Origin of the sequence: Flocculibacter collagenilyticus, assembly GCF_016469335.1 — a bacterium.
GTDB classification, from domain to species: Bacteria; Pseudomonadota; Gammaproteobacteria; order Enterobacterales; family Alteromonadaceae; genus Flocculibacter; species Flocculibacter collagenilyticus.
Genome location: NZ_CP059888.1, coordinates 1402837 through 1429526 on the forward strand (window position 1 = coordinate 1402837; position 26690 = coordinate 1429526).

The window sequence follows — 26690 nt, forward strand, 5'->3', positions numbered from 1 at the left end:
GGACGATGGCTAGCTTGATAGAGTTAAAAGATTAAGCCCAACTATGTCATTACAAAGAGACGCTATTCCAGACGAGGTCGCCAGTGCAATTGTTTGGCTGTTATCAGACGCATCTTATGTCACAGAGGCTTTTATTGACATTGCTGGAGTGAAGTAGCTAAGTTATGGCTTTTGACCTCTTCACTTAATTCTTTCGGGTATAAATTGAAAGAATTGGAAATTTATTTTCGCCAAAACTTACGGTAAAGGATTGTGTTTCATTCGCTTCAAAATCTAAGCGATAGGTAAGTGGTGTGCTGCGTTCGCCATTGGCGAAAAGCGCCATAAGGTGATGATGTTCTAATGAACGTCTGCCCCAAGCTTTATTGGTAGCTGTAATTACAGCCCAGCGTTCACCTTTTTCATTGCTCATTAATACGTAGTTTTCTATATTAAAGCCACTAGTTTTTGGCTCGATTCTTTTGTCGTTTGGAAATGACAATTTTAGTGAAGATGCCACGCTGCGATCTACATTAAGTACATCACTTTCTTCTGCGTTGGCAGGCATGCTAATACATAGGGCAGCGCAGATGAGAATGAGGTTTTTAATTTTAGTGAACACGCTTTTATTCCTCGGTTGGGGCTGTTGTTGATAACAGCTTAATAAAGCAAACCTGAATACTTACTGAATAAAATTAGCTACATTGGGTTGTATAAAGTTTTATACGGTCACATTAATACTGCTGAATGGGATGTTAGCTTTATCTTTTAAGCGCTCAGTCAACTTATTGTACCTCAACGTTTGCTCATCGTTTAAGCCAACATCATCAATCACGTTAATGCAGCGTTCAATTAAGTGATGAACATCTTCTGCATTCACGTTAATGTTGGGTGCATCACAAATTGTTTGTAATAAGTTTAAGCAAATACTGGTATTTTTGGGCATTACTTTAAAGGCCAGCAGAAACGCATTAAATGCTTCGTTGTATTTACCGTGGCTGTATAGGTTAACGGCTTTATTATTAAGCTCTTTGGGTGTTTCGGTAATTTCTTCGCGCTGCTGTTTTTCTTGTTGAATATATTCTGTTAAGCCATTACTACCTGTTTGTGTGCTGAGGCAGTATTCTTCTATACGTTCAAATAGTTGCTTGGATTTGTCGTGAAAGCCAAGTTCATGAAGTGCTTTAGCCTTATCAAGTTCATCTTCAATTGATTCGATAGGCGCTTCATCTTGATTCATCACTTGGTGAATGAGCTGTTTTGCTTTTACTTTTTCGTCTTTTAAATAAAGTAGGCGAGCAGTTAAACAGGTAATTTGCTCTTCAGTATCAGCATTTGGAAAGTTTTTTTTCATTTCTGCTAAATAGTCGGTGGCATGTCTTAGAATTCGAACTGTGTCTTCTTCAAAGCAGGTTTGAGCATAATCAATACTTGCTCTGGCTACGTTTAGATAAATTGAGGGTTGTTCATGCATTGAGTGCTTAGCAAATTTCACAATATCTTTAGACGTTTTAAACTGCGCTTCGTAGTCATGCGTTATTCGCGACAAGTTAAGGAGTTTTTCTTGGCGGTATAAGTTACGGGGTGACATTTGTGCTGCAATTTGCAAATGATTAAATGCTTCTTCATATTCTTTATTTTTAAATTGCAGTTGGCTTAGCATATCGTATGCAATCAGCTTTGTTTCAGGACGCTCGATCATCTGTTTTAAATGCAGCATTGCACGTTCATCTTCTTGATTATTCACCAATGCTTCTACTAACCCAATTCTTGCCCAAGCAAATTTTTGTACTTCTAATATGCTTTCAAAAAAAGTAATCGCTGAGGGCCAGTCAAATATTCTTAATAAAATATCACCTTTTAAGCGAAGTAGGAGAGGGAGTAGCTTGGCGTATGTTTCATTTTCTAAGAAGTCATCAATTTGTCGAATTGCCGCAGAATAATTTTCGCTATCAATAAATTGGTAAATTGGTCGTAATATGTGCTTGCGGTTAAGTACGCGATCAAGTCTTGAACCAAGTTCTTTTAACGTGAATGGCTTAGCTAAAAAGTCGTCTGGTTGAAGCTCAACGACACTATGAACTAAGCTGGTATCAGTTTCGGCACTAATAAAAACAAATGCAGTGGTGAGTTTGATCAGCTTTTTTGATTTTAATTCTTCATAAAGTTGGTAGCCGTCTTTACCATGGCGAAGATTAAAGGAGCAGATCATCAAATCAAAATTACGCTCTCTTGATAAACGGATCGCGCGCTCAGCTTTCTCAGCAATAGCCACATTTCTATACCCCAAACTTTCCAACGAATAACGCATGTAGCTTTGAGCTAGCGGTTGATCGTCGATGATGAGAATGTTAATGTCTGAGGCGAAGCTAACGGTCATTGAAATCCACTTTATTTATCTAGTAAAGATATAGTAGTTGGATTTGTTCAAGAATAACAGCGTCTAATGTTCACAGAGTGAGGAATTAGTTAATTATTGCTTAAGTTTAATAAAAATAGTGACTTAAGGATAAATAGAATAATTTAAGTTGGATATGAGAAGTGGTGGACGCTACTGGGCTCGAACCAGTGACCCTCGCCTTGTAAGGGCGATGCTCTCCCAACTGAGCTAAGCGTCCATGGGATATATATTGTTTTAAAACATCTTCGATAAATATGGTGGACGCTACTGGGCTCGAACCAGTGACCCTCGCCTTGTAAGGGCGATGCTCTCCCAACTGAGCTAAGCGTCCATGGGATATATCTAATATTTTAAAACATGGTACAAAATATTGGTGGACGCTACTGGGCTCGAACCAGTGACCCTCGCCTTGTAAGGGCGATGCTCTCCCAACTGAGCTAAGCGTCCATGGGATATTTTGTACTAGTAAGAATGGTGGACGTAACTGGGCTCGAACCAGTGACCCTCGCCTTGTAAGGGCGATGCTCTCCCAACTGAGCTATACGTCCGGGGTTTCTTACTCAAAGCGGATTTGGTGGACGCTACTGGGCTCGAACCAGTGACCCTCGCCTTGTAAGGGCGATGCTCTCCCAACTGAGCTAAGCGTCCTCGCTTTGTGGGGCGGTATTATAGGGAGGTATGAAACAGTGTCAACAATAATTTTGAATTTTAGGTTTAATTGCATCATTTATAATCAGTTTTGCTATTTCTTCTAACTTTAATTAAGAAATAGCAGAGTTATCACTGTTAATTCACTTAGGCACTGATAAAATACCGCCAACTAAAATTGTCGAGGAAGTCACATGTCAGTCGTAACACGATTTGCACCTAGCCCAACTGGCTATCTGCACGTAGGTGGTGCTAGAACCGCATTATATTCTTGGTTATATGCTCAGCGCATGGGTGGTGAGTTTGTTTTGCGTATTGAAGATACCGATCTTGAACGTTCTACACCTGAAGCTATCGATGCCATTATGCAAGGCATGGAATGGCTAGGTTTAAAGTGGGATCATGGGCCTTATTACCAAACAAAACGCTTTGACCGTTATAAAGAGTTGGTTCAGCAATTAGTTGAAGAAGATAAAGCGTATAAATGTTATTGCTCGCACGAGCGTGTTGAGAAGTTACGTGAACAGCAAATGGAGAAGGGCGAAAAGCCGCGTTACGATGGTAAATGCCGTGATGCAGAAGAGCAAGAAGGGCCTTTTGTTATTCGTTTTAAAAACCCTGACGATGGTGTGGTAGTTATTGACGACTTAATTCGTGGCAAAATTGAAATTGCGAATACCGAATTAGATGACTTAATTATTCAGCGTACTGACGGTTCTCCAACTTATAATTTTTGTGTTGTGGTGGATGACTGGGACATGAAGATGACGCATGTTATACGTGGTGAAGACCATATTAATAACACACCGCGCCAAATTAATATTTTAAAAGCGCTAAATGCACCTATTCCTGTGTATGCTCATGTGTCTATGATTTTGGGGGACGATGGTAAAAAGTTATCGAAACGCCACGGCGCCGTAAGTGTGATGCAATATCGTGACGATGGCTATTTACCTGAAGCATTACTTAATTATTTAGTTAGACTTGGCTGGTCACATGGCGACCAAGAAATCTTCACCCTGGAAGAAATGAAATCACTATTTAGCTTGGAAGGGGTTAGTAAATCTGCGTCGGCTTTTAATACTGAAAAATTAAACTGGATAAATCAGCATTATATTAAAGAGTCTGATCCTGAGCATGTGGCAGAACATTTAGCTTGGCACTTTGCTGATCAGTCTATTAATACAGAAAACGGTCCTGCACTTTCTAAAGTAGTAAGCATACAAGCTGATCGTGTTAAAACATTGAAAGAAATGGCAGAAATTAGCCGATATTTCTATGAAGACTACAGTGAGTTTGACGAAAAAGCTGCGAAAAAACATTTACGTCCTGTTGCTAAGCAACCGCTTGAAACAGTTAAGGCAAAATTTGCTGCACTTGCAGATTGGAATGCAGAAGCGATTCACACAGCGATCAATACTACCGCTGAAGAGCTTGAAGTAGGTATGGGTAAGGTAGGTATGCCTTTACGTGTTGCAGTAACCGGAGCGGGTAACTCTCCTTCGCTAGATGTGACAATTGAATTGATCAAAAAAGAAGATGTACTTACTCGCATTGATAAAGCGTTAGCGTTTATTGCTGAAAGAGAGCAGCAAGCCTAGTTAATCGCTTTGCTAAAAAGCCTGCATCCGTTCATTAACCCATACTAAAATATATGAAAATAGTGAAATGCAGGCTAAATTGTTCAACTTTTAAGTAGATTGATTAAGAAAGTAGCGAACAATAGTTATTAATAAAAAAACTGTTGACATAAAATTCCCTACTGCATAGAATGCGCTCCGCGTTTCGGGGGTGATGTGTTAAAAAGCATTGTTGCTCGAAAATAGCCAAATGGGGCTATAGCTCAGCTGGGAGAGCGCCTCGCTGGCAGCGAGGAGGTCTGCGGTTCGATCCCGCATAGCTCCACCATTAAATGTCCTAGTGACAACGAATTTTTATATGCAGTGTAAGCTGTATATAGCAAAGAATTCTGCGTCCCCTTCGTCTAGAGGCCTAGGACACCGCCCTTTCACGGCGGTAACAGGGGTTCGAATCCCCTAGGGGACGCCACTTATTTTGCTAAGGCAGGGTAAGTGCTAATAAAATAGTGAAACTCGTATGGTAAGAGTTAAAATAACCAGTCCTAGTGACAATGAATTTTTATATGCGGTGTAAGCGGTATATAGCAAAGAATTCTGCGTCCCCTTCGTCTAGAGGCCTAGGACACCGCCCTTTCACGGCGGTAACAGGGGTTCGAATCCCCTAGGGGACGCCACTTATTTTGTTAAGGCGGGGTAGGTGCTAATAAAATAGTGAAGCTCGTATGGTAAGAGTTAAAATAACCAGTCCTAGTGACAACGAATTTTTATATGCGGTGTAAACGGTATATAGCACAGAATTCTGCGTCCCCTTCGTCTAGAGGCCTAGGACACCGCCCTTTCACGGCGGTAACAGGGGTTCGAATCCCCTAGGGGACGCCACTTATTTTGCTAAGGCAGGGTAAGTGCTAATAAAATAGTGAAGCTCGTATGGTAAGAGTTTAAATAACCAGTCCTAGTGACAACGAATTTTTATATGCGGTGTAAGCGGTATATAGCAAAGAGTTCTGCGTCCCCTTCGTCTAGAGGCCTAGGACACCGCCCTTTCACGGCGGTAACAGGGGTTCGAATCCCCTAGGGGACGCCACTTATTTTGCTAAGGCAGGGTAAGTGCTAATAAAATAGTGAAACTCGTATGGTAAGAGTTAAAATAACCAGTCCTAGTGACAACGAATTTGAATATATATACCCATAGCAGTTGAAGAAGCAGCTAGGCGGCAAGCAACTGAATCCTCATGAGTTTAGACTAACTAAATGATTGAGGTGAAAGAGCGAAGCTAACAACGCTGCATCTTCAAATGAGACGGGTATGAAAAGAATTCTGCGTCCCCTTCGTCTAGAGGCCTAGGACACCGCCCTTTCACGGCGGTAACAGGGGTTCGAATCCCCTAGGGGACGCCACTTATTTTATAAGTACAAAACAGCCGAGCTTAGCTCGGCTTTTTTGTTTGTACTGATTCGCTCTAAATAGTGTTAACCTTTTAATCAGGCAGTGGGTCAGTTTATTAGAAATAAATATGCGCTATAAAAGCTAACCCAACATTGCTAAGCTAGCTTTATAGTGCGCTACATTATTTTAAATTTATCCTTCAAATCTATCTTTCAAATAAACTCATTTATTAAGAACGCTCGGGCTTAATTACATTAAGAATGGACTCTTTCATAATATCTCTAATAATAGCCTGAGCTTGTTTGTTAGGATGTATGCCATCATTTTGCATAAAATCGGGGTTAATGGCTATTTTATCCATAAAAAACGGCATGAGTGGAATGTTTTCTTGTTCAGCAATGGATGTGAACACTTGTTCAAATCGTTGGTTATAAACGGGGCCGTAATTGGGTGGAATACGGATCTGCATTAGAATAGGTTTAACATCAGCAGCTTTTACTTTTTTGATGATTTGTAACAAGTTGTTTCTTATTGTTTTTATTTGAAACCCTCTTAAGCCATCATTACCGCCTAACTCTATAAGTACATAATCGGGTTTGGTTTTATTCAGAACGTTGTCTATCCTAGCTAAACCGCCTCCTGTCGTTTCACCGCTGATACTTGCGTTGATTAATTCTATACTTAAAGAGTTAAGTTTTTGCTGTTGAAAATGTTGATTAAGTAGGTGTGCCCAGCCTTCATTTTGTTTCATTCCTAGGCTTGCACTTAAGCTGTCACCTAGTATAACAATACGGTTGTTGATAGCTGTTTGTTGCAGACCTTGTTTATTTATGTGATTGTCTTGTGCAACGCTATGAACTGATAGCAAGCTTACCAGCGTAATAAAAGTAAATGTAAATGCATTAATTAATAAGTGTCTCATTATGTCCAAAATATCAGATTTAAATATGATCTTAGTTAGCAATCTTAATAAAGTCGTGCCCACTAGTGAAGGGGAATTAGAAATATTAAAAAATATTAACTTCAAAGTGAAAGAGGGGGAGACGGTTGCGGTAGTAGGCGCGTCAGGTTCTGGTAAGTCTACATTGCTTGGATTACTGGCGGGCTTAGATCAACCTACATCTGGAAAAATAATTGTGCATAACCAAGCTATGCATGAAATGAATGAGGAACAGCGAGCGCAATTTAGAGGGCAATACATCGGCTTTATTTTTCAGTCGTTTATGTTGGTTCAAAGCTTAACGGCATTGGAGAATGTTATGTTGCCGGCAGAGTTAAAAGGTGACGACGATGCGATGGAAAAGGCAAAAGGTCTGCTTTCTCAAGTCGGACTGGCTGATCGCTTAGATCATTATCCGAATCAGCTTTCAGGTGGTGAACAGCAGCGTGTAGCGATTGCCCGTGCTTTTATTTCTAAACCACATATTCTTTACGCAGACGAGCCTTCAGCTAATTTAGACACAAAAAATGGTCACTTAATTGAGGATTTGTTATTTGAGCTAAACGAAAAATATAGAACCACATTGATTTTAGTGACACATGATAATGAATTAGCACAACGCTGCCAAAGACGCTTAGAAATGACAGGGGGTGAATTAAAAGATCTGGGTGAGGAAAATCGTTATGCAGGCTAATGCTAAGCTTGAGCCGAAAAACAAGCCGTGGCTGGGTTTATCTTATAAGTTACTGCAAAGAGAGTTAAAGCGTGGTGAGTTAACCATTATTGCGCTAGCTATTATGCTGGCAGTAATGACTGTATTTACACTTACCTCTGTTACTTCGCGGATTCAAGGTGCAATTTTAGATAAAAGTGCAGAGTTTATTGCAGCTGATCGATTAGTAAGAAGCTCACGGCCACTTAACCCTGAGTATCATCAATTAGCTAAAGCTAATGACTTAAATACGGTAGACGCCCTGTTTTTTTCAACAATGGTTGTTCACCAAGAGGAAATGTCATTAAGTAATGTAAAAGCGGTGAGTGAAGGTTACCCACTGAGAGGGGATATTCAGATTGCGGCTAATTTAAACGACACTGCGTATGTTGCAAAGGCTATCCCAGAGGTTGGGCATGTATGGTTGGCAAAGCGATTGTTTTACGCATTAAAGGTAAAGGTTGGTGATGAGGTTCAAATAGGCTTTGCTAAATTAAAAGTGGCCGGCATGATTATTCAAGAGCCTGATGCGCCGATGAGTGTATTTAGCACTTCGCCACGTATTATGATGAACTACCAAGATATTGAAAAAACAAAGGTTGTTCAGCCGGGTAGTCGTCTTACTTATCAAATGTACCTTGCGGGTAAAGAAAAAGACATTACAAATTTTAGTAATGAAATTAAGCCAAAGCTGTCTGAAAACGAATCATTAATCAGTGTAAAAGATCGCACCAATGTATTGTCTGGTGCGCTTAAGCGCTCTGAACGTTACCTATTATTAGCTGGACTGTTAGGTATCGTGCTTGCGGCAACAGCGCTTGCGGTAGCCGCTAACCGTTATTGTCAACGTCATTACGATCCAGTCGCTATTTTTAAAACGTTAGGCGCAGGAAAGCAGCAAATAAGAAGGATTTACTTCGCACACTTACTAGGGTTAACCTCCGTGTCAGTATTCTTTGGCTTGTTAATCGGCTTGGCCGCGCAAGCGGGCGCATTGAAAGCGATGAGTGAGTATTTACCGGCGGTTTTACCAAGTATTGGCTTACGACCGTATCTTTTATCGATTGCTACAGGTGTGCTTTGCTCGGTGATGTTTTCTTTATTCCCGATCATCAAATTGTTAGAGATCCCTCCATTAAGAGTGTTACGCCGAGATAGTGGTGATGATATTGGCTTATCTGCGTGGCATGCGGTGTTATCCATGTTGACCATTTTTATTCTTATGTGGGGGTTTAGTCAGCAACTTAAGCTAACGCTTATTTTATTCTTTGGTGGTGTATTAATTGTTGGAATATTGCTTGGTATGAGTTATTTGCTGATCAACACAGGGCGAGCCATTGGCATGAAAACCAGCAATCCATTCTCATTGGCCATGGCTTCAATTAAGCGAAGAGCAAAAGCTAACAGCGTTCAAATGATCAGCTTTACTATTGCTATACAACTATTGTTAACGCTATTTGTTTTGAAGAATGACATTATTAATGAATGGCGTATGCAACTACCAGAAGGTACACCAAATCACTTCTTGGTGAACATTAGCGAACAAGAAATGCCAATGGTGTCAGACTTTCTAACAAGCAATCAAATTCAAACTGAAGGGCTTTATCCAGTTGTGCGCGGTCGCCTAGTAGCAATAGGTGACGAAAAGTTGAATGATAAAGTGACCAAGGAAGATGATGATAAGTCGAAGCAAGGCCAGCGCTTAGGTGTTGGTAGAGAGCTTAACCTTACTTGGCGTACTGAAGTACCAGATAACAATAAAATATTAACTGGGAAATGGCATGGAGATTCTGTACAAGCTGAGGTGTCAGTAGAAGAAGAAATTGCCAAGTCATTAAAAATCAATTTAGGCGACGAGCTTACTTTTTTAATTGGTGCAACTGAAGCAAAAGTGACGGTAACCAGTATCAGATCAGTTAATTGGAATAGTATGCAGCCTAATTTCTTTATGATCTTAAGTAACAATGTACTGGATAGTTTTCCTGCCACTTACATTACCGCATTTTACTTAGAACAAGAAAATGCACAGTTAATTCATCAATTACTGCTGCAATTTCCCACTATAAGTGTCATAGAGGTGGGCAAAATTCTAGAACAAGTGCAATCGGTTATTGAGCAGGTATCACTCGCCATCCAATTTGTATTATTCGTTGTGGTGATTGCAGGTGTGTTAGTACTTACAGCACAGGTTCAGGCTTCGCTTGAAGAGCGCAGACAAGAGTTGGTTATCCTAAGGGCATTAGGCGCTAGAGGCAGTCTTATTAAGCAGAGCGTTACTTTTGAGTTCTTTTTACTTGGCTTTATTGCTGGGGTCATCGCAACGTTTGCGACAGAGCTAGTGTTGCTAGTACTACAAACGCAAATGTTTGATATGTCTGCCACTATTCATTGGCAATTATGGTGGATAGGGCCAATTGTAGGTGGCTTATTTGTTTGTATTGTTGGATTAGTTCTTACAGCGAAATTAATGACGGTGAAAACAGCGCAATTATTAAGGCTGATTGCCTAATAAAGTGCTTATTATGCAAATGAAATACAAGGCTCACTGGTATGAGCCTTGTAAAATAATTGCCTAAATAGTTGAAAGTTAGAGAATAAGTGCAATGTTATATAGTATCTGAATCAATTTGCTTGTAGGAGTCTGTTATCAATATTACACATAGCTTACTTAATCGAGCTAGGCAGAATAGACTGGCTCATCATGCGAAAAAAGAGTTTTTGATATATTGCTTAATTGCAGGTTGTTTGTGGCTATTTATTGAAACTGCAGTGCACGTATTTACTGGAGAGACTCAAGCTATTGATCGCTACATAATGCTGATGCTGCGTGATCCTAATGATTTATCGAACCCCATCGGCCCCGGATGGTTTGAAGAATTAATGAGAGATTTTACTGCGCTGGGTGGAGTGGGGATTTTAATGCTTATTTCACTACTTACAGTTGGCTATTTATTACTAGAACATAAGAAAAAATCAGCGCTTGTTCTTTTCATTGCAATAGCTAGTGGAACGTTCGTTAGCTTCAGCTTGAAGTATGGCTTTACAAGGCCGCGCCCAGATATTGTGCCGCATGCAACTGAAGTATATACCAGCAGCTTTCCCAGCGGGCACTCGCTAATGTCTACCATGGTTTATTTATCCCTTGCCAGTATGCTTTCACAAATACAGTCACGTAAACGCTCTAAGGTTTATTTGTTTAGTGCGGCTATAATTTTGAGTGTTGTAATTGGAATAAGCCGAGTTTATTTAGGCGTGCACTGGCCAACAGATGTGATTGCAGGTTGGGCTGCCGGGTTATTTTGGTCTTTGTTATTTATCTTAGTCATTCGTTCAATGCAGTCGTCTGGCAAAATGGAAAAGCCAGATGCTGAGTAAATTGATTTATGCTAATGCCTACCATGAATAATATTTTCTAGCGCTTTGTTTAATGAGCCGAATCGAAATCTAAACCCAGCATCTTGCAAGCGCTTAGGGTGAACATTTTGTCCGTACAGTAGTAGTTCGGACATTTCACCAAATAATGTTTCCATAACAAACTTAGGCATGGTTAAGAAGTCAGGGCGAGATAAGGTTTTAGATAAAATATGGCTGAACTCTTTATTGGTAACAGGGTTAGGCGCTGTTAAATTAAATGGCCCATTTAAATGACGATTTTCCAGTAAGAACAAAATTGCGGCCACCGTATCATTCAAATGGATCCAGCTCATAACTTGCTTACCAGAGCTAATTGGGCCGCCTAAACATGCCTTGTAAGCAGGTAGCATTTTACTTAGTGCTCCGCCTTTTGGGCCTAACACTACGCCCGTTCTTAGTACACAAACGCGAGTGCGATCTGATTGAGCTGCCATCGCGAGTTCTTCCCACTTTTTACAAACTTCATGACTGAATTCTGGGTGGCAGCGGTCAAAATCTTCAGTAATGGGAACATGGCCTTGTCGGCCATAGTAACCAACAGCAGAGCCACTCAACAGCGTATGAGGTGGGCTAGTGGCTTCTTGTATTCTTTTGGTTATTTGCTCTGTTAGGTGCCAACGGCTTTTAGTTATTTTTCGTTTTTGTTGCTCACTCCAGCGTTTATTTGCAATGGGTTCGCCAGCTAGATTGATAATTGCGTCAAGCTGGTCAAAGTCTACGCCGTCAAGTGTGCTTACCGCTTTTACATCGTGACCAATTCTAAGGTACACCTTTTCAGGATGACGGCTTAAAATCGTTAAATAATTATGATTTTTAAGGTGTTTAGTTAGCTCGCAGCCTATAAAGCCGGTGCCACCTGTAATCAAAATATTCACAATTTTTCCTCCTAAAAAAAGATCATTTATTTCTGGTCAGTGTTAATGATACTGAATCTGCAAACCGAAGTGCATGAGGCTTATCAATTTCAACTTGAGCAAAAGTGACCCACTCATGCTCACAAGCGATATCTAGAATATCGCTGGTTAACTTTTCTAGTAAGTGAAACTTTGAAGATTCCACTTTGTTAATAATATTTTTTGTAATGGTGCGATAATTTAATGCGTCTTCCATTGCATCTGAATGGCTGGCTTTATCGGCGATATAACGAATAATCACATTGATAATGACATCTTGTTTGTTATTCATCTCTTCTTCTTTGATGCCGATATACGTACGAAGGCGCAAATTCTTAATTTTTATTGTGGCTTGGTTAGACATTACTTCGCTCTTAAGTTTTAAGAGTAAGTTTAGTAACTATTTGAATTAATTCAAAACTAACTGTAATAAAAGATATTGGGTAATATTGTGTTGAGTAAATAATCAGTGGAAGCTGTTTTTAGTAAAATAATAGATAGAAATATAACGAAGAGAAGGGCAGCTTAGTGTATTACGTAATTACACTAAGCTAGACACTGCACATTAAACTAGACTGCGCACTAAACTAGATGCTGTAGCTTTATAATTAAACTACACTCAGCCTTAATCTACATAAAATTTTTGACTAAAAGTAAGCTTGTGGTCGGTTTTTTCGGTATCTATGTCAATATTAAATAAAAACATTTCTTCGTTGGTGTAACGTATTTGAGCAATGTAATAAACGGCATCACCTTCCACGATTTCTTTAAAATTTAAATCTTTTTTGTGACCTAATAAGTTTTTACCAAACCCTGTTACTTTTGCTTTAACTGACGGTTTACCGCGCTGTGTAGTATCTAGGATGGAAATATTAATCAGCCCATTATACTTGCTGCGCTCAAGCTTATAGGCTCTGGCAATTTCTGGCGTGATAAAGGTTGAGCCAAAAGCAATATAATGCACTTCAAAGTTGCCTAGTTTTTCCATTTGTTCAGCACTAACGTGAGCGCTGAGTAAATAAAAAAGTAATATAAAACAGGTTTTTATCAATTTCATTTTCTTATGCCTGAAACACCAAGTAAGTGTTCTTATTATAGTTTCTATTCAAGAAATTGTGCTAGTTGATAATCACAAATCTTGTCTGTTTTTGTTAATTTTTCTGGTTATCTACCAATAGTTCTCGGTAGCTATATGCCCAGGTTTTCGTCTTAAGTTTTTCTCGAAGCCTTGTTCAATTAATACGTTAGTGGTGTCTTTTACCATATTTGGATTGCCACAAATCATGAAAAAGCTCGTCTCTGGTGAAAAGGTAAAACCTGCCTTATCTAATAATTGCCCATCTTCGATTAACACGGGAATGCGTCCTAATAAAGCTTCTCGGTAGTCTTCCCGAGATACAACGGGGATGTAACTAAAGCGCTCGCCAAGCTCTTGTTTAAGTTTTTCTATTAATTCTTTATACACTAAGTCTTGCTGATAACGAACGGCATGAACCAGCACAAGTCGTTGAAAACGCTCTGAAGTATTGGTATCGGCGAGAATGGATAGAAATGGTCCAATTGCACTACCGGTTGAAAGTAGCCATAAGTCTTCTCTGTCCATTGGAATTTCTTCAATGGTTAAAAAACCAGATGACTTTTCGGTTAACCAAATATCGTCACCTACATTAAGTTTAGCTAAAAGAGGGGATAAGCCGCCGTCATTTACTTCGGTGATCAAAAATTCGTGGGTAGACGTGCTGGGCGGGTTAACAAATGAATATGCTCGTCTAAGCCAATCGCCATTTCCATTTTGCAACGCAAGTTTGCAGAACTGACCAGCAATATAGGGCGCAATCTCAGCGCTTACTTCAAGACTGAAGAGCGATTCATTCCATTGAGTTTTTTTAGTGACTTGACCTTTAACAAAGTTCTTTAACGCAGATTCATTAGACATGAATGTTCCTTGGTATCGTTACATCTACTTTTATTATGCTCTTAGGTGATATTTATCAAGTTAAATGGTTTGAACAGTAAATAATGCCTTGTATCTGGCATAAACAAACAGTGGCACAAGTAACATGCCCTAAATTTATCCATTTCTGGTTAGCGTGTAGTCACGCATGCCTACACGCTATATTAGGCTAGTGCGCTAGAAAAAACCTCTGAATAAATCTTCCATGAGTATTTTAAAAAACATGAGTGCGAGTAAAAACACCATTACTGATAAATCTAGCCCGCCCATCGGTGGAATAACTTTTCTAATAGGACGTAACAACGGTTCTGTTAATTGATGCAATACCATTTCAATAGGATTGTGACCTTGGCTTACCCAACTCATTAAAGCACGTATAATTACTACCCAAAATACAAGGTTGAAGGCTTCTTTAATAATAACCAACAAAGCCCCAATAGCAATAGCCACTGGATTTAGCGAAGGAGCAAATATTAAGCTAAGTACGATGATTTTTGCTGCTGCCACGATAAACATTAATACAACTGAAGCGATATCCATTCCACCAAAGCCAGGGATCACTTTTCTTAGCGGGATAATAAAAATGTTGGTGGCTTTTACAATGAATTGGCTAAACGGATTGTAAAAATCGGCTCTAACAAGTTGAAGCCAAAAACGTAGCATTACAACCATTAAATAAAGGTCAAAAACAATGTCAATCAAGAAGCGAATTGCATTCATATTGAGTCTCTTAAGTTAAAATTTTTCTTATACAAGTATCTACGAGCAGTTTTATTATTCGCTTTTTTCACGCTCACCGAAAATAGCAGTACCTAATCTTACCATTGTTGAACCGTGCTCAATGGCTAAGTCCATATCATTTGTCATACCCATTGAAAGCGTATCTACACTATCATATTGGGATTTAAGTTTGTCAAAACAATCCTTTAACTTAGTAAAAGTTTTATTTAATGCCATGGTGTCATTTGTTTTTATGGGAATTGACATAATTCCGCGCAGCGTTAAATTGGGTAGTGCTGCAATTGTACTTGCAAGCGCCTCTACATCGTTAAATTGAATGCCAGACTTGGATGCTTCATCATTAGCGTTAATTTGTATAAGCACATTTAGCTTTGGACTATTGTTGGGGCGTTGTTCAGACAAGCGAGTGGCTATTTTTTCGCGATCTACGCTTTGCACCCAGTCAAAATGGGTCGCGACAAGTTTGGTTTTATTTGACTGTAGGGGGCCAATAAAATGCCATTCGATATCAGCAAAGCTGTTTTGCTGAGCAAAATGGTGTATTTTTTCTACTCCTTCTTGCACATAATTTTCGCCAAATTTACGTTGCCCAAACTCATAAGCTTCTACAATTAAAGGGATAGGCTTGGTCTTACTGACGGCAAGAAGTGTGATGTCAGAAGCTGGTCTGCCAGATTTTTTGGCAGCAGAAGTAATTTTTGAATAGGCGGAATCGAGTCTATCTGCTATTTTATTCATATTTTTCAATTATAAAGCTAGTACCATTAAATTGGAGTTAATACGCAATGGATATTACTGAATTGCTCGCGTTTAGCGTGCAACACAAAGCATCGGATTTACATTTATCAGCTAATGTTTCCCCTATGATCCGTGTGGACGGCGATGTTCGCCGTATCAATATACCGTCACTTGATAGTAAAGAAGTGCATGGCCTTGTTTATGATATTATGAACGATAAACAACGCAAAGAATACGAACAAAACCTAGAAGTCGACTTTTCTTTTGAAGTACCAAATTTAGCACGTTTTCGTGTGAATGCATTTAATACAAATCGTGGCCCAGGCGCAGTGTTCCGAACCATTCCAAGCGAAGTGTTAACGCTAGACGACATTGGTGCGCCAGATATATTCAAGAGTATTTCAGATAATCCCCGCGGCTTAGTATTGGTAACCGGTCCTACGGGTTCGGGTAAATCAACTACCTTGGCGGCGATGGTTGATTATATTAATCAAAACAAACACGACCATATTCTTACCATTGAAGATCCAATAGAATTTGTACATGAAAATAAACTAAGCCTAGTTAACCAGCGTGAAGTTCATCGTGACACACATAGTTTTAGTAATGCGCTGCGTTCAGCACTTCGTGAAGATCCAGACGTTATATTAGTGGGGGAGCTACGTGACTTAGAAACAATTCGTTTAGCCATGACCGCAGCTGAAACGGGTCACTTAGTGTTTGGCACACTGCATACCACCTCAGCGCCAAAAACAATCGACCGTATTATTGACGTATTCCCAGGTGAAGAAAAAGCCATGATCCGCTCAATGTTGTCAGAATCGTTGCGCGCTGTAATCTCACAAACACTGGTAAAAAAAACAGGCGGAGGACGAGTGGCCGCACACGAAATTATGATTGGTGTACCTGCTATCCGTAACCTTATTCGTGAAGATAAAGTGGCGCAAATGTATTCGTCACTTCAAACTGGTGCATCTCATGGAATGCAAACCATGGATCAATGCCTACTTAATTTAGTTAACCGTGGCTTAATTAGTCAACAAGATGCACAAGCTAAAGCCCAAGATAAAAGTTTATTTGGTGGTGGCATGGGCATGGGTGGTGGTATGGGCGGCGGTTTTGGCGGCGCCTAAGCTAACAAGTTAATCGTTAAGGTGTCATTCATGCCACTTTAGTGAGGAGGTAAAATGAAATTTATAGATATGTTACAAAGCATGGTCGATGCTGGTGGCTCAGATTTGTTTGTAACGGTAGGTTTGCCTGTTAGTGCCAAAATTAATGGTGAATTAAGGCCATTAGATGATCTTATTCTTGATCCTGTTAGAGCGTCAGATATTGTTTTCGGTTCTATGAATGCTAAACAGCGCGCTGAATTTGAAGAGAATAAAGAATGTAATTTTGCGATTGCTAACGAAGCAGGGCGATTTCGTATTTCTGCTTTTTGGCAGCGTGATAATCCTGGCATGGTTATTCGTAGAATTGTAACCACCATTCCGGATGCAGATGACTTAGGTTTACCTTCTATTTTAAAAGAAGTGATTATGTCTAAGCGTGGCTTAGTACTATTTGTTGGTGGTACTGGCACCGGTAAGTCAACTTCATTAGCCGCGCTATTAGGTTACCGTAATAGTAATTCTAGAGGACATATTTTAACGATTGAAGATCCTATAGAATTTGTGCATGAGCATAAAAAAAGCATTATTACTCAACGTGAAGTTGGTTTAGATACTGAATCATTTGATGCTGCTTTGAAAAGCTCTTTACGCCAAGCGCCAGACGTGATTCTAATTGGCGAGATCCGCTCGCAAGAAATTATGGAGCATGCATTATCATTCGCTGAAACAGGCCATTTATGTGTGGCAACCTTGCACGCAAATAATGCCAACCAAGCAATTGACCGCATCATGCATCTTGTGCCCAAAGAAAAGCACGATAAATTAAAATATGACTTAGCGTTAAATTTACGCGCTATAGTTGCTCAGCAATTGGTACAAACTAACGATGGTGTTGGTCGCGCAGCTGCAATAGAGGTCATGTTAAACTCCCCAATGATTGCTGAGTTAATCAAAAAAGGTGAAATTGGTTCTATCAAAGAAGTCATGGCTAAATCACGCGAACTGGGTATGCAAACATTCGATCAAGCATTGTTTGAGTTATATGACAAAAACAAAATCAGTTATGCAGATGCGCTACACCATGCTGACTCGCCTAATGACTTACGCTTGATGATTAAACTAAGATCTAACGAACAGGGCGGTTCAGGCTATTTGCAAGGTGTGACCATTGATGGACTAGGTGATCAAAACAAAGATTAAACAGATTCTAGCTGTAGAGTTATTGCATTTTTTTTCTACTTCAATAGAATAGCGCGCTGTTTCGCCTCATGGATGAGAGTTGCCTCCAAGGAACCGAGCCGGGTTAAAGTCGTTTCATACTCATTTTCAAACAAAATGATGAGTATTAACCTGTTTGGAGTAGTAAATGTTTGCAGATATTATTGGTATGTCGGGCACTTTTTTGGTTGTATTGGCATTCTTTTTAATCCAGTTAGACAAAGTTAGCCCAAAAGGGCTAGTTTATAACCTAATGAATCTGATAGGCGCTATCTTACTGTTAATTAGCTTATGTATTAACTTTAATTTAGCGAGCTTTGTAATTGAAATATTTTGGATAGCCGCATCTTTAGTTGGATTGTATAAGTTATACAAAAATAGAAAGCCACAAAGCGCACAAACTAAAAGTCAGGTAGCTTAGTTAGCGCCCTGCGCCTTAGCATTTGCATTTTTTCAGTACCCGTTAATTCAGGTACTGAAAAAATATCCCTCGCCCAAATCGACTCATAAAAATCAATTCCGTACAGTATGCTCATGTCAATTGCACAGGCGAGATCGCTCTTATTAGTCAGTCCGTAACGAAGCGCTTGTTCACAAATTTCTTTAACCGTAGGAAGTAGTGTTGATTCTGCACCAGAAAAGTAGTCTGGAAATCGGGTTTCTGCGTACAGCATAAACTCTTGCAAGGTCTCATGACTAAAAGAAGAGTTTTTGTCATTATTTAACTTTGCTGCAAGCGGTGAGGTTAAGTGCTCCTCACTCTTCTGAGCATTTGATGTAAACACACCGTGCTCACGTAGGTTTAATTGTTCATCACTTATTTCTAGCAGTGCTTTAGCATTCAACATATATTCGCCTAATTATTTTTATTATATGGGCTGTTAAAACGGTTGATTTTTCAGCAACAAGAATAAGCATAGAGCTTTTATAAAAAATGTAAATGCTCGAACTTATAACTTTTATGAAGGATTATCCGCATATCTATGCATCGTCACACCAACATTAATCCTTCTCTTTTTTATGATTAAATGGAATAACTAACAATATTATTGTTTTATAGAAAAAGCATCCAGCAATACTATTAAATGAATATTTTTGTGAAATACATGTTGCAATGTAAATTAATTTCCGTAACATTCGCACCCCATATTTACTTGTCTTCAATCGTTGTTTACAGAGGTATTCCCCATGACAAAGGACCTGTCACGTACGCGCATTGCGTTGCATTGTTTAGATTCGCGTTTATCGGTGATGCATGTGGCAGGCGAAGAGCAGTTAAACGGTGCATTTCGTTATTGTGTTTGGATAGAAGTCCCTCAAACGGTTGATTGTTTTTCTATATTAGGTCAAAGCGTGGTGCTGGAGTTTATTGCCCCAGACGGCCACTCCCGTATGTTAGCGGGCGCGGTGTGCGAAGTGGAAGCACGTGGCCGTTTTATGCTGTCTAATAGCAGCACCCATCACGTGCCTGTTCCCTATCGTCGTTTTGCTATTACCTTAACCTCTCGCTTAGAAGCACTCCAAGGCACCGAGCACAGTCGGGTGTTTGTTGATACCGATGTTGCTACCTTGTTAACTTGTTTAGCCAGTGAAGCGGGTTATCACCCTAGCCAAATAGAGTGGCGCTTGTCGCAATCGCTTCCCGGTTGTCCGCAGTTTGTGCAGGCCATGGAATCAAACTATCAGTTGTTTCAACGCATTGTGGCGCAATACGGCTTATTGTATTGGTTTGAAACTCAGCATCAGCAAGAAATACTGGTCATCAGTGATGGCAATTTACGTAGCCCGTATTTATCTCGTACGGCCATTGCCGTGTATTCTTCGTATGGGTTTGACCGTGCGGGATTACAGCTTGATAAAAGCTCTGAGCATCATGGGGATGCCAATACCAATACTGGTACTAATACCAGTAGCCAAACACAAGGCCGAGCACGCCTGCCGTTTGTTGGCTTTAACAGTATCGAAGAACGATGCCGCTATACCGCCAATCGAGTGACCACCACTACGTTGTCGCACCCGCCACTGCGTCATGGCAGTCATCCTAATAACGACACCGCGGCTGCGCGTGCTAATGCCGCTCGGGCAGGCCAAGGTAAGCACCTTGCCCATTATGAGCCAGTCGCTGAAACGGTATCAGCCGCCGCATCATTCGCGACCCATCAAAGCCTCGCTCAACAAGCCTTAGCCACCACATTGACACTCACCGGTAATGTGCCAGATATCTTTGCCGGATGTAGCTTTACCCTTGATGACCGCTCACGCTTAAATGCCAGTGGCGATTACTTATGTATTAAGGTGTCGCACACCAGTCAACAACCTGCTGATGAATCACGCCAAGACGGCTTAAGTAAGCACAGTTGTACGGTTACCTGTATTCCCCGTAGTACGCCGTATAAATCAACCATGCCACGTCCTACTGATAAACCTATGTTATTTTCGGCGCGTGTTGAGTCACCCAGTCAGTATGCCCAATTAACCGCTCAGGGTGACTATATAACGCGGTTAGCATTTGATGATACAGCACGTGCAGTTGGCCAAGGTGGGCGACCACTCAAAAAGCTCGCCATGTATGCCTGTGCCAATCAACCACACGCCACAGGCTGGCATTTTCCTTTAGTCAACGACAGCCAAGTACTGGTTGGCTGCATGAACAACGACCCCAATCAGAGTTATATTGTCGGGTTTTGCATGAACGAAGCCCAACCCTCCGTGGTGACTTCAGCCACGCCACACCATAACCGACTGACCAGCAGTGCAGGCCATCAACTATTATTTGATGACAGCCCCACCGCCCCGCAAATTTTATTACACACCTTAGGGGTAACCCCAGAGCAAAGTGCGCAGCACATTGTGTTAAATGGCAGTACTCAACCCATGTTGGAATGGGTGAGTCGGTTTGGCAGTGTGAATTTATATGCAGGCACCGATTTATGCCTGCACGCAGAAGAGGCCGATGTACGTTATGTGGTACACGGCAATCAATGCATTGATGTTACTGGCAAGGTTAGCCAAACCACCGCCAAAGACAGTATGCATTATCAAGCCGCCACCACGTTAGACACGCACACCGGCAGCCAAACCCACACCGCCAACGCCGATATCAGCTGGTTAAGTGGTCGCAGTGTGAATGCCCATGCTAACAGCGATATTGCCATCAACACCCCCAACGGCGCTATTAACCTCAGCGTACCGCAAGGCAGCACTGTGTTACAGGTGGATGGCAATATCACCATTAAAGGCACAGGCCAAGGTGACATTCGCCTGCACAACCAAGGCGGAGAAATTAAGCTCGACAGCCAAGGCAACGTTAGCCTCATCGGTACCGATATGCTGACTTTAAACAGCCAAAGTATTGTGTTTGATGGAACTGTGGATTATCAAATTAGTGGACCAGAGATGGCCAGTGCACCGAGTACGGTGTCACCCCCTAACCTCCCTGCGATTACAAGCTTTGATATAGATGATGATGGGCTAGCCGTGTTAGCAGATAAAAGCATTACACTAAATTACTTTTATTCCGATGGCATGCCAGTAGAAGATATTAATTATGTGGTTACACATGCAAATCAAAAACGTTACAACGGTACATTAACCAATGGTATTGCGACCATTGAAAACGTGCCACCCGGTAACTTTGCTGTTGAATATTCAGGGGCAAGTGATAGCGATATAGAGACACTAAGACAAGAGCTGCGCACAAATCTCAGCGCCATGGTTGAAGAAATCCGCGCTCAGGCAAAAATTCAAGAAGAAGTGTTAGAGCAGGAGAATTATTTATACCAAGGGCTTATTTATTCAGGTGCATTCTTAACAGGGCTATATGAGCAAGGCGAAACGATTGTTACAGGGATTGCTGAGCTGGTCGAGTTAGGAGTAGATACGGTTTATGATATAGGTGCTGCAGCATGGCGGTTATTAGGTTATGTGGCACGCGGTGATGTTAACGGCTTACGTAAAGAGTTTAATCAATTAGCAAAAAGTGCTGAGCAATCATTTGATACCCTTAGTAAGGCATTTAAAACCTTATGTATGATAGCGCAAGATGAAGAGTCCAGAATCATCTTAACGCAATTCCCTTACGATTATTTTGATGCGCACAGCAGCGTAGAAAAAATAAAAATGGCTGGTAAGTTAGCGCTAGAAATTATACTTGCCCTTGCCACCTACGGTGCAGGCGTTGCCATTTCAGCCGTTGCAAAGTCACGCTACTTTGCACATGCAGGTACAGCACTGGCAAAGTTAGCTGAGGCGATTAAGTTAAAAAGGTTAAACCGTGTAAATAACGGCAATACAGATAACGAACTTATCGATCAAAAACCGCGTGTTGATGATGAACTAGAAACATCAACTAAGAACAAAAAGCCTGAACCGAAATCATTAAAAGAAGCAGAGTTAAGACTTAAAGCCGCCAGAGAGCGCTTAATAGCTAATGGATATGAGCCAAACTTCACTCAAGATGAGTTAAAGCAAATGGCTGCTAAAGGTGTAACTAATAATCGATTTTTTGTTCGATTAATATTTGGTGATGTTAAAGACGTGCCAAAAGACACTCTCGGTTTCGCACGCCCAGATACAGGTCGAGCTCCCTATTGGGCAACAACATTTGAATGCATGGAAAATGCTGACTCAGATCCACACTTGCTAGCAGCTTTGTTTGGTATCGATGACTACGAGCCAGATCAAGTCTTTACCTTGGCGATTATTGATATGGAGAACATGCCCAAAGCAGCTGAACGCGAAACATTTATTCCCACTTATGAAAATATGACGGAGTTTGGAAATCGAGAAATTGTACAAGACTTTAATACGCTTGGGATTACAGAACCAGACATTATGCAAAAGGCTATGACGCCAGAGTTGAGTCAAAAGTTTGCTGATACAGTACAAGAGTATTTAAAAACGGGGAAAAGTATTCATGATGGTGATAGATTTAAAAGATTTATAAGCAATCTTACAAGGCATGAGCGGCAAGTGTTATTAGCCAGACATAGAGTTATGAACCAGTTTGGTGCTAATACACTTTTTTCAGGTAATGGTTTAACCGAAATTGATAAAGCTTCGGTATGGGGAAAATCAATCCATCAAGAATACGGTGTAGTTGAAACATTTACCTTTGAGCGTGACCCTTTAAAAATTAACCAACTTGGTAATGCTGTGACTTTAAAAAACGCTATTCCTACTAATAAATAGAGAAAACAAATATGTTAATCAACCCATTTAACTTAATGGAATCTCAAAAAATACTATTTCACGAATCTGATAACGGCTATGAAAATAAAAATTTCTATTTGGTTCAATTTGACACGAGTTTGGCGTTTTTATATGTCTGCGATGCAGATGAATTTGGTGAAGATATTCCGGGATATCAGGTTTTTCAATTTGAATTACCCTCCAAAGCTGCATCATGGCTTGCGGATGCAATAGAAAATAAATTTTGGAAAAGTGCAGAGTTAGGTGGTTTACCTTCTGGTGTATATAGTTATGAAGAAGTCGTTGAAGGCGAAGAGATCTACATTGCCAGAGAAATGAATACTGGAGCAAGAGGCCAACATGGTTTTCGCATAGCAAACTTTAGTCGTCATAGCCTCATTTATGCAGACGAAAAATTTCAAGAGGGCTATCTTACGGACAAATTATTACTTGATAAAAAGTTGCTCGATACGTTGAAATCAATTAAGCCATAACAAATAAAGATAATGACTAACTTCTTAAAGCCTGTTATTGAAATAACTGATCCTGTGAATCCTCCAAGTGGAGTTCGAGAACTAACCGTCATTGAAGATAAGCTTAATTTCCCTGAACGATTTGATGCTTTTTACGTTCAAGGGGATCACCTTTCCGTTATTAGGTATTGGGTTTACGCTCCAAATATTGATCAGGAGAGCTTAGCTGTATTACAGTTTGATGCACCATTAAAAATTTTACCTTGGTTTATCGAAACATTTGAGTTTTTCATAGAATCACCTTCTGAAGGAGGTTTTGCAGCTGGCAAAATAGTCTCTCCAAAAGCAACTATAGCTGGTGAACAACTAACTATTGGGCGGTTAATGCACGCTGGCAATGAAAGACATGAAGGAGGCTATATTATAGACAATTACAGTAGAAAAGAGCATGGAAGAGGCAGCTTAAATCAATCTTGTGACATTTCCGACAGCTACTTCTTCCACGGTGGTTTTTATGACACATGGAAAGAGCTTGCAGAAAAATATAAGAATGGAACACTTTAATAATATGAAGTTGCATAAACACTAATTCATGCTAATAAACCCTTTAAATTTAAGTGCTAGATTCAGCATCTATTACCAACTACACGATAACTTAGAAAATAAAGACTACTTTATTATCAAAGGTGAGCCTGAAGTTATATTAACTATTTTGTCTGAAGCCAAGTGGGGAAAGCCTGACTTTGAGAATTTTTACGCTACTCAAATCGAGTTGCGCCCAAAGGCTGTGAAGTGGCTAGTTGATGTAATAGAGCAAAAATTTTGGAAAAGCGCTAGTCTTGGAGGTTTACCTTCTGGCGTATATAGCTACAAAGAAACAATTGATGGTGAGAAAATAGGTGTGTTTCGCGAAATGAACGTAGGCGCTAAAGGACGTAAAGGCTTTAGGATAACCAATTATGATCGCCATGATAGAGCGCATACAACAACACACTATCAAGATTTCTGGTTACCTGATGATATTTTGCTTGAAAGAGATATGTTGATGAAAATCAAAGAGGTTGTTAGCTGTTCTTAGTATAAAAGTAACAGGAAGAAAATACTAATGTTAAGAATAAAGAGTAGTGCCTTAGAAAAAAGAGAAGGAAAACATTTTTTCAAAAATAAGCCCTTTATTGGATTCGCCTATAGAATAAGTGATAGCAACTATCTTAACACTAAAAGATACTTTCAAGGGTTGTATGTAAACAACACTCCAGAGGAGTTACCTTTATTTAACATAAATGGTGGACAAACGAGCACTGTTAGTGCCGAGCGATTAACCCCTAGTGACAGCTATACAGGCGAGCCTTTTATATTACTGGGTCAACCATACAATGGAGTAGCACTAGAATTTGAAAATGAATTCTGTACAGGACAACATCTGTATCAAAACGGAATGTGCATAGCAACAATTTCTTGGTATATGTCTGGCCAAATAGAAGCTTTAGAGTGCGATAAACAGCCTTTATTCTTAGAAGTAGAATGGACAAAAGACGGGCACTTGTCTTTTCTAGATGTCCTTCGCACAGATACGTATAGCGTCAGAATAAAATATGATGCTAAAGGATATATCGAAAGTATATGTGGAGAAAATGATGTTGAGTCATTCATTAGTGACCTTAAAACAGAAGAGCTTTTACATTATATAAGTGATGATCTGTCTAAGAAAAAACGTTTGAGCGAAAAGGTATTCTTTTCTGGAAATATTGAAAAGCTAATTCAAACATTTGTCGACTTCTCTAGCATAAACAGCCTTTCACAATTAACTTTATTCCATACTACCATACCAGGCTCGTACCTAAGTAAGATATTAGAGCTAAATAAAATAGAAATACTTGATATCACTGGCTGCCCAAATTTAATGCCATTAATTAGAGTACACCTAGATAAAACGCCAGATTGCACACTAATACTCAATGAATGAACGTTAATTGTTAAAACTCTTAGAGTAATCCGAAGATAATTTTACCACTAAGGTAAGAACAGATATGAAACGAGTAAAAGATTCTATTTTGACTACTTGTATGGGGAAAGAGTATCTTAGAGAAGAGTTATTCACGGGAATTAGCTACAAATTACTAAGTAATAGAGTAGAGGTAAATCGTTACTACCAAGGTTTGTACGTTAATAGCCAGCCTGAAGAACAGGATTTACGCAGAGTTAATAGCGCTAATGAAGTGGTTGTTGACTACGATACTTTAACCGCTAGCGATAGCTATAGCGGTGAGCCACTTAATTTTAGAGGGGACCCCTACAACGGCTTAGCCTATGATTTTGAAGATGATATTCTTACTGGAAAACATGAATATGTTAATGGTATACAAGTTTCTACCATATCATGGTTTAAATCTGGCGAAATTGAGCATATAGGATTTAATGACTTAACCAGAGCAAATGAAGTCGAATGGCGAAAAAACAACTCATTAGCTTTAGCGAGCCTTACTCACGTAGGAAAATACAAGTTTGGATTAGAATGTGATGAAAATGACTTTACTTCTCGCGTTACTGCCAAGGGGGATATTAGCGCTTTAAAAGAGGATATTTCGAACCACCTCTTATTACCAGAGATAAATCTTGAACTTCTAACTAAAAAATTTACCAATCAGAGGCTACATCTCTCGGGAAACGCATTAACTGATGAGTTAATGGAAGAAATGATTAACAGCTCTGAGTTAAAGTCATTAACTCATTTAATACTGTTTAATGTAGCTCTTACCTCAAATAAACTTCTTAATATTTTTAAACAAGCTAAGTTAGAAGTGTTGACAGTAAAAGGTAAGAGAAATGATATTAAACAGTGCATACAAGCCTTCAAGCAAAATAACGCTAATTGCAAAGTGATTTTAAACCAAGAGGAGATCAGTTAAGCGCTGCTTTTGAGCTTTACATACCAACTGGTCTGCTGCCCTAGTCGTTTCGGGTAGCCTGAGTTTGGGTGTTAATTTCAACATCCACTCTATTGACGCTGGTAAACTTATACGGTGACCAATTGACACACAAACAGCTTACATTAGTTTGCGTTCTAAGTTCCGCGCTAATAACTTATTTTCTTCATAAACAATGTTTGACATGCTTTTAGATGACTTAGCTACAAACCAAGTTATGACTCCCTTAAAGTCAAATATTCTTAAAAAGAGATAGCCGCGGTAGGGAAACATGAATAGATAGTCGGATAATCGTATACTTCCATGATCGACCTCAAGAGTTATTTTATAAGCTACCACCCCAAGAATATGAGAAATTGCATTAGAAAACTCTCTCAATA

The 26690-nt window shown here is 39.9% G+C and carries 24 protein-coding genes and 11 tRNA genes; 19 read left to right on the plus strand and 16 right to left on the minus strand.

Annotated features, from left to right (window positions below; all coding sequences use genetic code 11):
- Window positions 1-184: 184 nt before the first annotated feature.
- The 7 genes from HUU81_RS06165 to HUU81_RS06195 form a co-directional block, all read right to left on the minus strand.
- Window positions 185-547 carry a hypothetical protein gene (locus tag HUU81_RS06165; RefSeq protein ID WP_199611383.1) on the minus strand — a complete coding sequence of 121 codons (363 nt, stop codon included), beginning with the start codon at window positions 545-547 and terminating at the stop codon, window positions 185-187.
- A 153-nt stretch (window positions 548-700) separates the two neighbouring features.
- The gene (locus tag HUU81_RS06170; protein ID WP_199611384.1) at window positions 701-2359 is read right to left on the minus strand and encodes a response regulator; all 1659 of its coding nucleotides are present in this window, start codon (window positions 2357-2359) and stop codon (window positions 701-703) included.
- Between the two features lie 162 nt (window positions 2360-2521).
- A tRNA-Val gene (locus HUU81_RS06175) sits at window positions 2522-2597 on the minus strand.
- A 38-nt stretch (window positions 2598-2635) separates the two neighbouring features.
- Window positions 2636-2711, minus strand: a tRNA-Val gene (locus HUU81_RS06180).
- A gap of 40 nt (window positions 2712-2751) precedes the next feature.
- A tRNA-Val gene (locus HUU81_RS06185) sits at window positions 2752-2827 on the minus strand.
- A 25-nt stretch (window positions 2828-2852) separates the two neighbouring features.
- A tRNA-Val gene (locus HUU81_RS06190) sits at window positions 2853-2928 on the minus strand.
- 24 nt (window positions 2929-2952) lie between these two features.
- A tRNA-Val gene (locus HUU81_RS06195) sits at window positions 2953-3028 on the minus strand.
- Window positions 3029-3222: 194 nt separating this feature from the next.
- Here HUU81_RS06195 and gltX point away from each other — a divergent pair.
- The 7 genes from gltX (at window position 3223) to HUU81_RS06230 (ending at window position 6006) form a co-directional block, all read left to right on the plus strand.
- Complete coding sequence (gene gltX, locus HUU81_RS06200; RefSeq protein ID WP_199611385.1) at window positions 3223-4629, plus strand: glutamate--tRNA ligase; 1407 nt, start codon at window positions 3223-3225, stop codon at window positions 4627-4629.
- A gap of 231 nt (window positions 4630-4860) precedes the next feature.
- Window positions 4861-4936 (plus strand) — tRNA-Ala (locus HUU81_RS06205).
- Between the two features lie 65 nt (window positions 4937-5001).
- Window positions 5002-5077 (plus strand) — tRNA-Glu (locus HUU81_RS06210).
- 129 nt (window positions 5078-5206) lie between these two features.
- Window positions 5207-5282: transfer RNA gene (locus HUU81_RS06215), tRNA-Glu, on the plus strand.
- A 129-nt stretch (window positions 5283-5411) separates the two neighbouring features.
- Window positions 5412-5487: transfer RNA gene (locus HUU81_RS06220), tRNA-Glu, on the plus strand.
- A gap of 129 nt (window positions 5488-5616) precedes the next feature.
- Window positions 5617-5692, plus strand: a tRNA-Glu gene (locus HUU81_RS06225).
- Window positions 5693-5930: 238 nt separating this feature from the next.
- Window positions 5931-6006 (plus strand) — tRNA-Glu (locus tag HUU81_RS06230).
- Window positions 6007-6224: 218 nt separating this feature from the next.
- Here the strand turns inward: HUU81_RS06230 and HUU81_RS06235 are convergent.
- Window positions 6225-6917: an arylesterase gene (locus tag HUU81_RS06235; RefSeq protein WP_199611386.1), complete on the minus strand. Its 693-nt coding sequence runs from the start codon at window positions 6915-6917 to the stop codon at window positions 6225-6227.
- Between the two features lies 1 nt (window position 6918).
- Between HUU81_RS06235 and HUU81_RS06240 the strand changes: the two genes are divergently transcribed.
- The 3 genes from HUU81_RS06240 to HUU81_RS06250 all read left to right on the plus strand — a co-directional run bounded on the left by HUU81_RS06240 (window position 6919) and on the right by HUU81_RS06250 (window position 11022).
- Window positions 6919-7629 (plus strand): ABC transporter ATP-binding protein, encoded by a 711-nt coding sequence (locus HUU81_RS06240; RefSeq protein ID WP_199611387.1) that lies wholly within the window; start codon window positions 6919-6921, stop codon window positions 7627-7629.
- Complete coding sequence (locus tag HUU81_RS06245) at window positions 7619-10156, plus strand: ABC transporter permease (protein ID WP_199611388.1); 2538 nt, start codon at window positions 7619-7621, stop codon at window positions 10154-10156. Before HUU81_RS06240 ends, HUU81_RS06245 begins: the two co-directional genes overlap by 11 nt.
- Window positions 10157-10365: 209 nt before the next feature.
- Window positions 10366-11022 (plus strand): phosphatase PAP2 family protein, encoded by a 657-nt coding sequence (locus HUU81_RS06250; RefSeq protein WP_233520582.1) that lies wholly within the window; start codon window positions 10366-10368, stop codon window positions 11020-11022.
- 11 nt (window positions 11023-11033) lie between these two features.
- On the opposite strand, the gene HUU81_RS06255 is transcribed toward HUU81_RS06250, so the two are convergent.
- From HUU81_RS06255 to HUU81_RS06280, 6 genes are all read right to left on the minus strand, one after another.
- On the minus strand, window positions 11034-11936 hold the full coding sequence (locus tag HUU81_RS06255) for a TIGR01777 family oxidoreductase (protein ID WP_199611389.1): 903 nt from the start codon (window positions 11934-11936) through the stop codon (window positions 11034-11036).
- Between the two features lie 22 nt (window positions 11937-11958).
- Complete coding sequence (folX, locus tag HUU81_RS06260; protein ID WP_199611390.1) at window positions 11959-12318, minus strand: dihydroneopterin triphosphate 2'-epimerase; 360 nt, start codon at window positions 12316-12318, stop codon at window positions 11959-11961.
- Window positions 12319-12579: 261 nt separating this feature from the next.
- Window positions 12580-13011, minus strand: coding sequence for a DUF4426 domain-containing protein (locus tag HUU81_RS06265; protein WP_199611391.1), 432 nt, complete (start codon window positions 13009-13011; stop codon window positions 12580-12582).
- Window positions 13012-13122: 111 nt separating this feature from the next.
- Window positions 13123-13890, minus strand: a complete 768-nt coding sequence (locus HUU81_RS06270) for a ferredoxin--NADP reductase (RefSeq protein WP_199611392.1) — start codon at window positions 13888-13890, stop codon at window positions 13123-13125.
- A gap of 195 nt (window positions 13891-14085) precedes the next feature.
- Window positions 14086-14628 (minus strand): YggT family protein, encoded by a 543-nt coding sequence (locus HUU81_RS06275; RefSeq protein WP_199611393.1) that lies wholly within the window; start codon window positions 14626-14628, stop codon window positions 14086-14088.
- A 54-nt stretch (window positions 14629-14682) separates the two neighbouring features.
- Entirely contained in the window at window positions 14683-15387 is a 705-nt protein-coding gene (locus tag HUU81_RS06280; protein ID WP_199611394.1) for a YggS family pyridoxal phosphate-dependent enzyme, read from the minus strand.
- Window positions 15388-15434: 47 nt separating this feature from the next.
- On the opposite strand from HUU81_RS06280, the gene HUU81_RS06285 reads away from it, so the two are divergent.
- From HUU81_RS06285 to HUU81_RS06295, 3 genes are all read left to right on the plus strand, one after another.
- Window positions 15435-16520 carry a type IV pilus twitching motility protein PilT gene (locus HUU81_RS06285; RefSeq protein WP_199611395.1) on the plus strand — a complete coding sequence of 362 codons (1086 nt, stop codon included), beginning with the start codon at window positions 15435-15437 and terminating at the stop codon, window positions 16518-16520.
- A 54-nt stretch (window positions 16521-16574) separates the two neighbouring features.
- The gene (locus HUU81_RS06290; protein WP_199611396.1) at window positions 16575-17702 is read left to right on the plus strand and encodes a PilT/PilU family type 4a pilus ATPase; all 1128 of its coding nucleotides are present in this window, start codon (window positions 16575-16577) and stop codon (window positions 17700-17702) included.
- A 166-nt stretch (window positions 17703-17868) separates the two neighbouring features.
- The gene (locus HUU81_RS06295) at window positions 17869-18141 is read left to right on the plus strand and encodes a CBU_0592 family membrane protein (protein WP_199611397.1); all 273 of its coding nucleotides are present in this window, start codon (window positions 17869-17871) and stop codon (window positions 18139-18141) included.
- Here the strand turns inward: HUU81_RS06295 and HUU81_RS06300 are convergent.
- Window positions 18122-18568, minus strand: coding sequence for a hypothetical protein (locus HUU81_RS06300; RefSeq protein ID WP_199611398.1), 447 nt, complete (start codon window positions 18566-18568; stop codon window positions 18122-18124). The two genes, HUU81_RS06295 and HUU81_RS06300, sit on opposite strands and share 20 nt — an antisense overlap.
- Before the next feature lie 340 nt (window positions 18569-18908).
- On the opposite strand from HUU81_RS06300, the gene HUU81_RS06305 reads away from it, so the two are divergent.
- From HUU81_RS06305 to HUU81_RS06330, 6 genes are all read left to right on the plus strand, one after another.
- A complete protein-coding gene (locus HUU81_RS06305) occupies window positions 18909-22910 on the plus strand; it encodes a contractile injection system protein, VgrG/Pvc8 family (protein WP_199611399.1) in 4002 nt (1333 codons plus the stop codon).
- Window positions 22911-22921: 11 nt separating this feature from the next.
- Entirely contained in the window at window positions 22922-23404 is a 483-nt protein-coding gene (locus tag HUU81_RS06310; protein ID WP_199611400.1) for a hypothetical protein, read from the plus strand.
- Between the two features lie 12 nt (window positions 23405-23416).
- Window positions 23417-23947, plus strand: coding sequence for a hypothetical protein (locus tag HUU81_RS06315; protein ID WP_199611401.1), 531 nt, complete (start codon window positions 23417-23419; stop codon window positions 23945-23947).
- Window positions 23948-23975: 28 nt separating this feature from the next.
- Window positions 23976-24461, plus strand: coding sequence for a hypothetical protein (locus tag HUU81_RS06320; RefSeq protein ID WP_199611402.1), 486 nt, complete (start codon window positions 23976-23978; stop codon window positions 24459-24461).
- A gap of 27 nt (window positions 24462-24488) precedes the next feature.
- A complete protein-coding gene (locus HUU81_RS06325) occupies window positions 24489-25349 on the plus strand; it encodes a hypothetical protein (protein WP_199611403.1) in 861 nt (286 codons plus the stop codon).
- Window positions 25350-25413: 64 nt separating this feature from the next.
- Window positions 25414-26292: a hypothetical protein gene (locus HUU81_RS06330; protein WP_199611404.1), complete on the plus strand. Its 879-nt coding sequence runs from the start codon at window positions 25414-25416 to the stop codon at window positions 26290-26292.
- On the opposite strand, the gene HUU81_RS06335 is transcribed toward HUU81_RS06330, so the two are convergent.
- Window positions 26269-26376, minus strand: a complete 108-nt coding sequence (locus HUU81_RS06335) for a hypothetical protein (RefSeq protein ID WP_233520612.1) — start codon at window positions 26374-26376, stop codon at window positions 26269-26271. The genes HUU81_RS06330 and HUU81_RS06335 overlap by 24 nt on opposite strands.
- Window positions 26377-26690 lie beyond the last annotated feature (314 nt).

What these genes read in the sequence shown, in the direction of transcription:
- gltX (WP_199611385.1), top strand. Translation starts at nt 3,223, where the DNA reads ATGTCAGTCGTAACACGATTTGCACCTAGCCCAACTGGCTATCTGCAC.
- HUU81_RS06270 (WP_199611392.1), bottom strand. Translation starts at nt 13,890, where the DNA reads ATGTCTAATGAATCTGCGTTAAAGAACTTTGTTAAAGGTCAAGTCACT.
- HUU81_RS06295 (WP_199611397.1), top strand. Translation starts at nt 17,869, where the DNA reads ATGTTTGCAGATATTATTGGTATGTCGGGCACTTTTTTGGTTGTATTG.
- HUU81_RS06320 (WP_199611402.1), top strand. Translation starts at nt 23,976, where the DNA reads ATGCTAATAAACCCTTTAAATTTAAGTGCTAGATTCAGCATCTATTAC.
- HUU81_RS06290 (WP_199611396.1), top strand. Translation starts at nt 16,575, where the DNA reads ATGAAATTTATAGATATGTTACAAAGCATGGTCGATGCTGGTGGCTCA.
- HUU81_RS06330 (WP_199611404.1), top strand. Translation starts at nt 25,414, where the DNA reads ATGAAACGAGTAAAAGATTCTATTTTGACTACTTGTATGGGGAAAGAG.
- HUU81_RS06235 (WP_199611386.1), bottom strand. Translation starts at nt 6,917, where the DNA reads ATGAGACACTTATTAATTAATGCATTTACATTTACTTTTATTACGCTG.
- HUU81_RS06265 (WP_199611391.1), bottom strand. Translation starts at nt 13,011, where the DNA reads ATGAAATTGATAAAAACCTGTTTTATATTACTTTTTTATTTACTCAGC.
- HUU81_RS06165 (WP_199611383.1), bottom strand. Translation starts at nt 547, where the DNA reads ATGCCTGCCAACGCAGAAGAAAGTGATGTACTTAATGTAGATCGCAGC.
- HUU81_RS06240 (WP_199611387.1), top strand. Translation starts at nt 6,919, where the DNA reads ATGTCCAAAATATCAGATTTAAATATGATCTTAGTTAGCAATCTTAAT.
- HUU81_RS06280 (WP_199611394.1), bottom strand. Translation starts at nt 15,387, where the DNA reads ATGAATAAAATAGCAGATAGACTCGATTCCGCCTATTCAAAAATTACT.
- HUU81_RS06275 (WP_199611393.1), bottom strand. Translation starts at nt 14,628, where the DNA reads ATGAATGCAATTCGCTTCTTGATTGACATTGTTTTTGACCTTTATTTA.
- HUU81_RS06310 (WP_199611400.1), top strand. Translation starts at nt 22,922, where the DNA reads ATGTTAATCAACCCATTTAACTTAATGGAATCTCAAAAAATACTATTT.
- HUU81_RS06245 (WP_199611388.1), top strand. Translation starts at nt 7,619, where the DNA reads ATGCAGGCTAATGCTAAGCTTGAGCCGAAAAACAAGCCGTGGCTGGGT.
- HUU81_RS06285 (WP_199611395.1), top strand. Translation starts at nt 15,435, where the DNA reads ATGGATATTACTGAATTGCTCGCGTTTAGCGTGCAACACAAAGCATCG.
- HUU81_RS06315 (WP_199611401.1), top strand. Translation starts at nt 23,417, where the DNA reads ATGACTAACTTCTTAAAGCCTGTTATTGAAATAACTGATCCTGTGAAT.
- folX (WP_199611390.1), bottom strand. Translation starts at nt 12,318, where the DNA reads ATGTCTAACCAAGCCACAATAAAAATTAAGAATTTGCGCCTTCGTACG.
- HUU81_RS06170 (WP_199611384.1), bottom strand. Translation starts at nt 2,359, where the DNA reads ATGACCGTTAGCTTCGCCTCAGACATTAACATTCTCATCATCGACGAT.
- HUU81_RS06335 (WP_233520612.1), bottom strand. Translation starts at nt 26,376, where the DNA reads ATGTTGAAATTAACACCCAAACTCAGGCTACCCGAAACGACTAGGGCA.
- HUU81_RS06300 (WP_199611398.1), bottom strand. Translation starts at nt 18,568, where the DNA reads ATGTTGAATGCTAAAGCACTGCTAGAAATAAGTGATGAACAATTAAAC.
- HUU81_RS06305 (WP_199611399.1), top strand. Translation starts at nt 18,909, where the DNA reads ATGACAAAGGACCTGTCACGTACGCGCATTGCGTTGCATTGTTTAGAT.
- HUU81_RS06325 (WP_199611403.1), top strand. Translation starts at nt 24,489, where the DNA reads ATGTTAAGAATAAAGAGTAGTGCCTTAGAAAAAAGAGAAGGAAAACAT.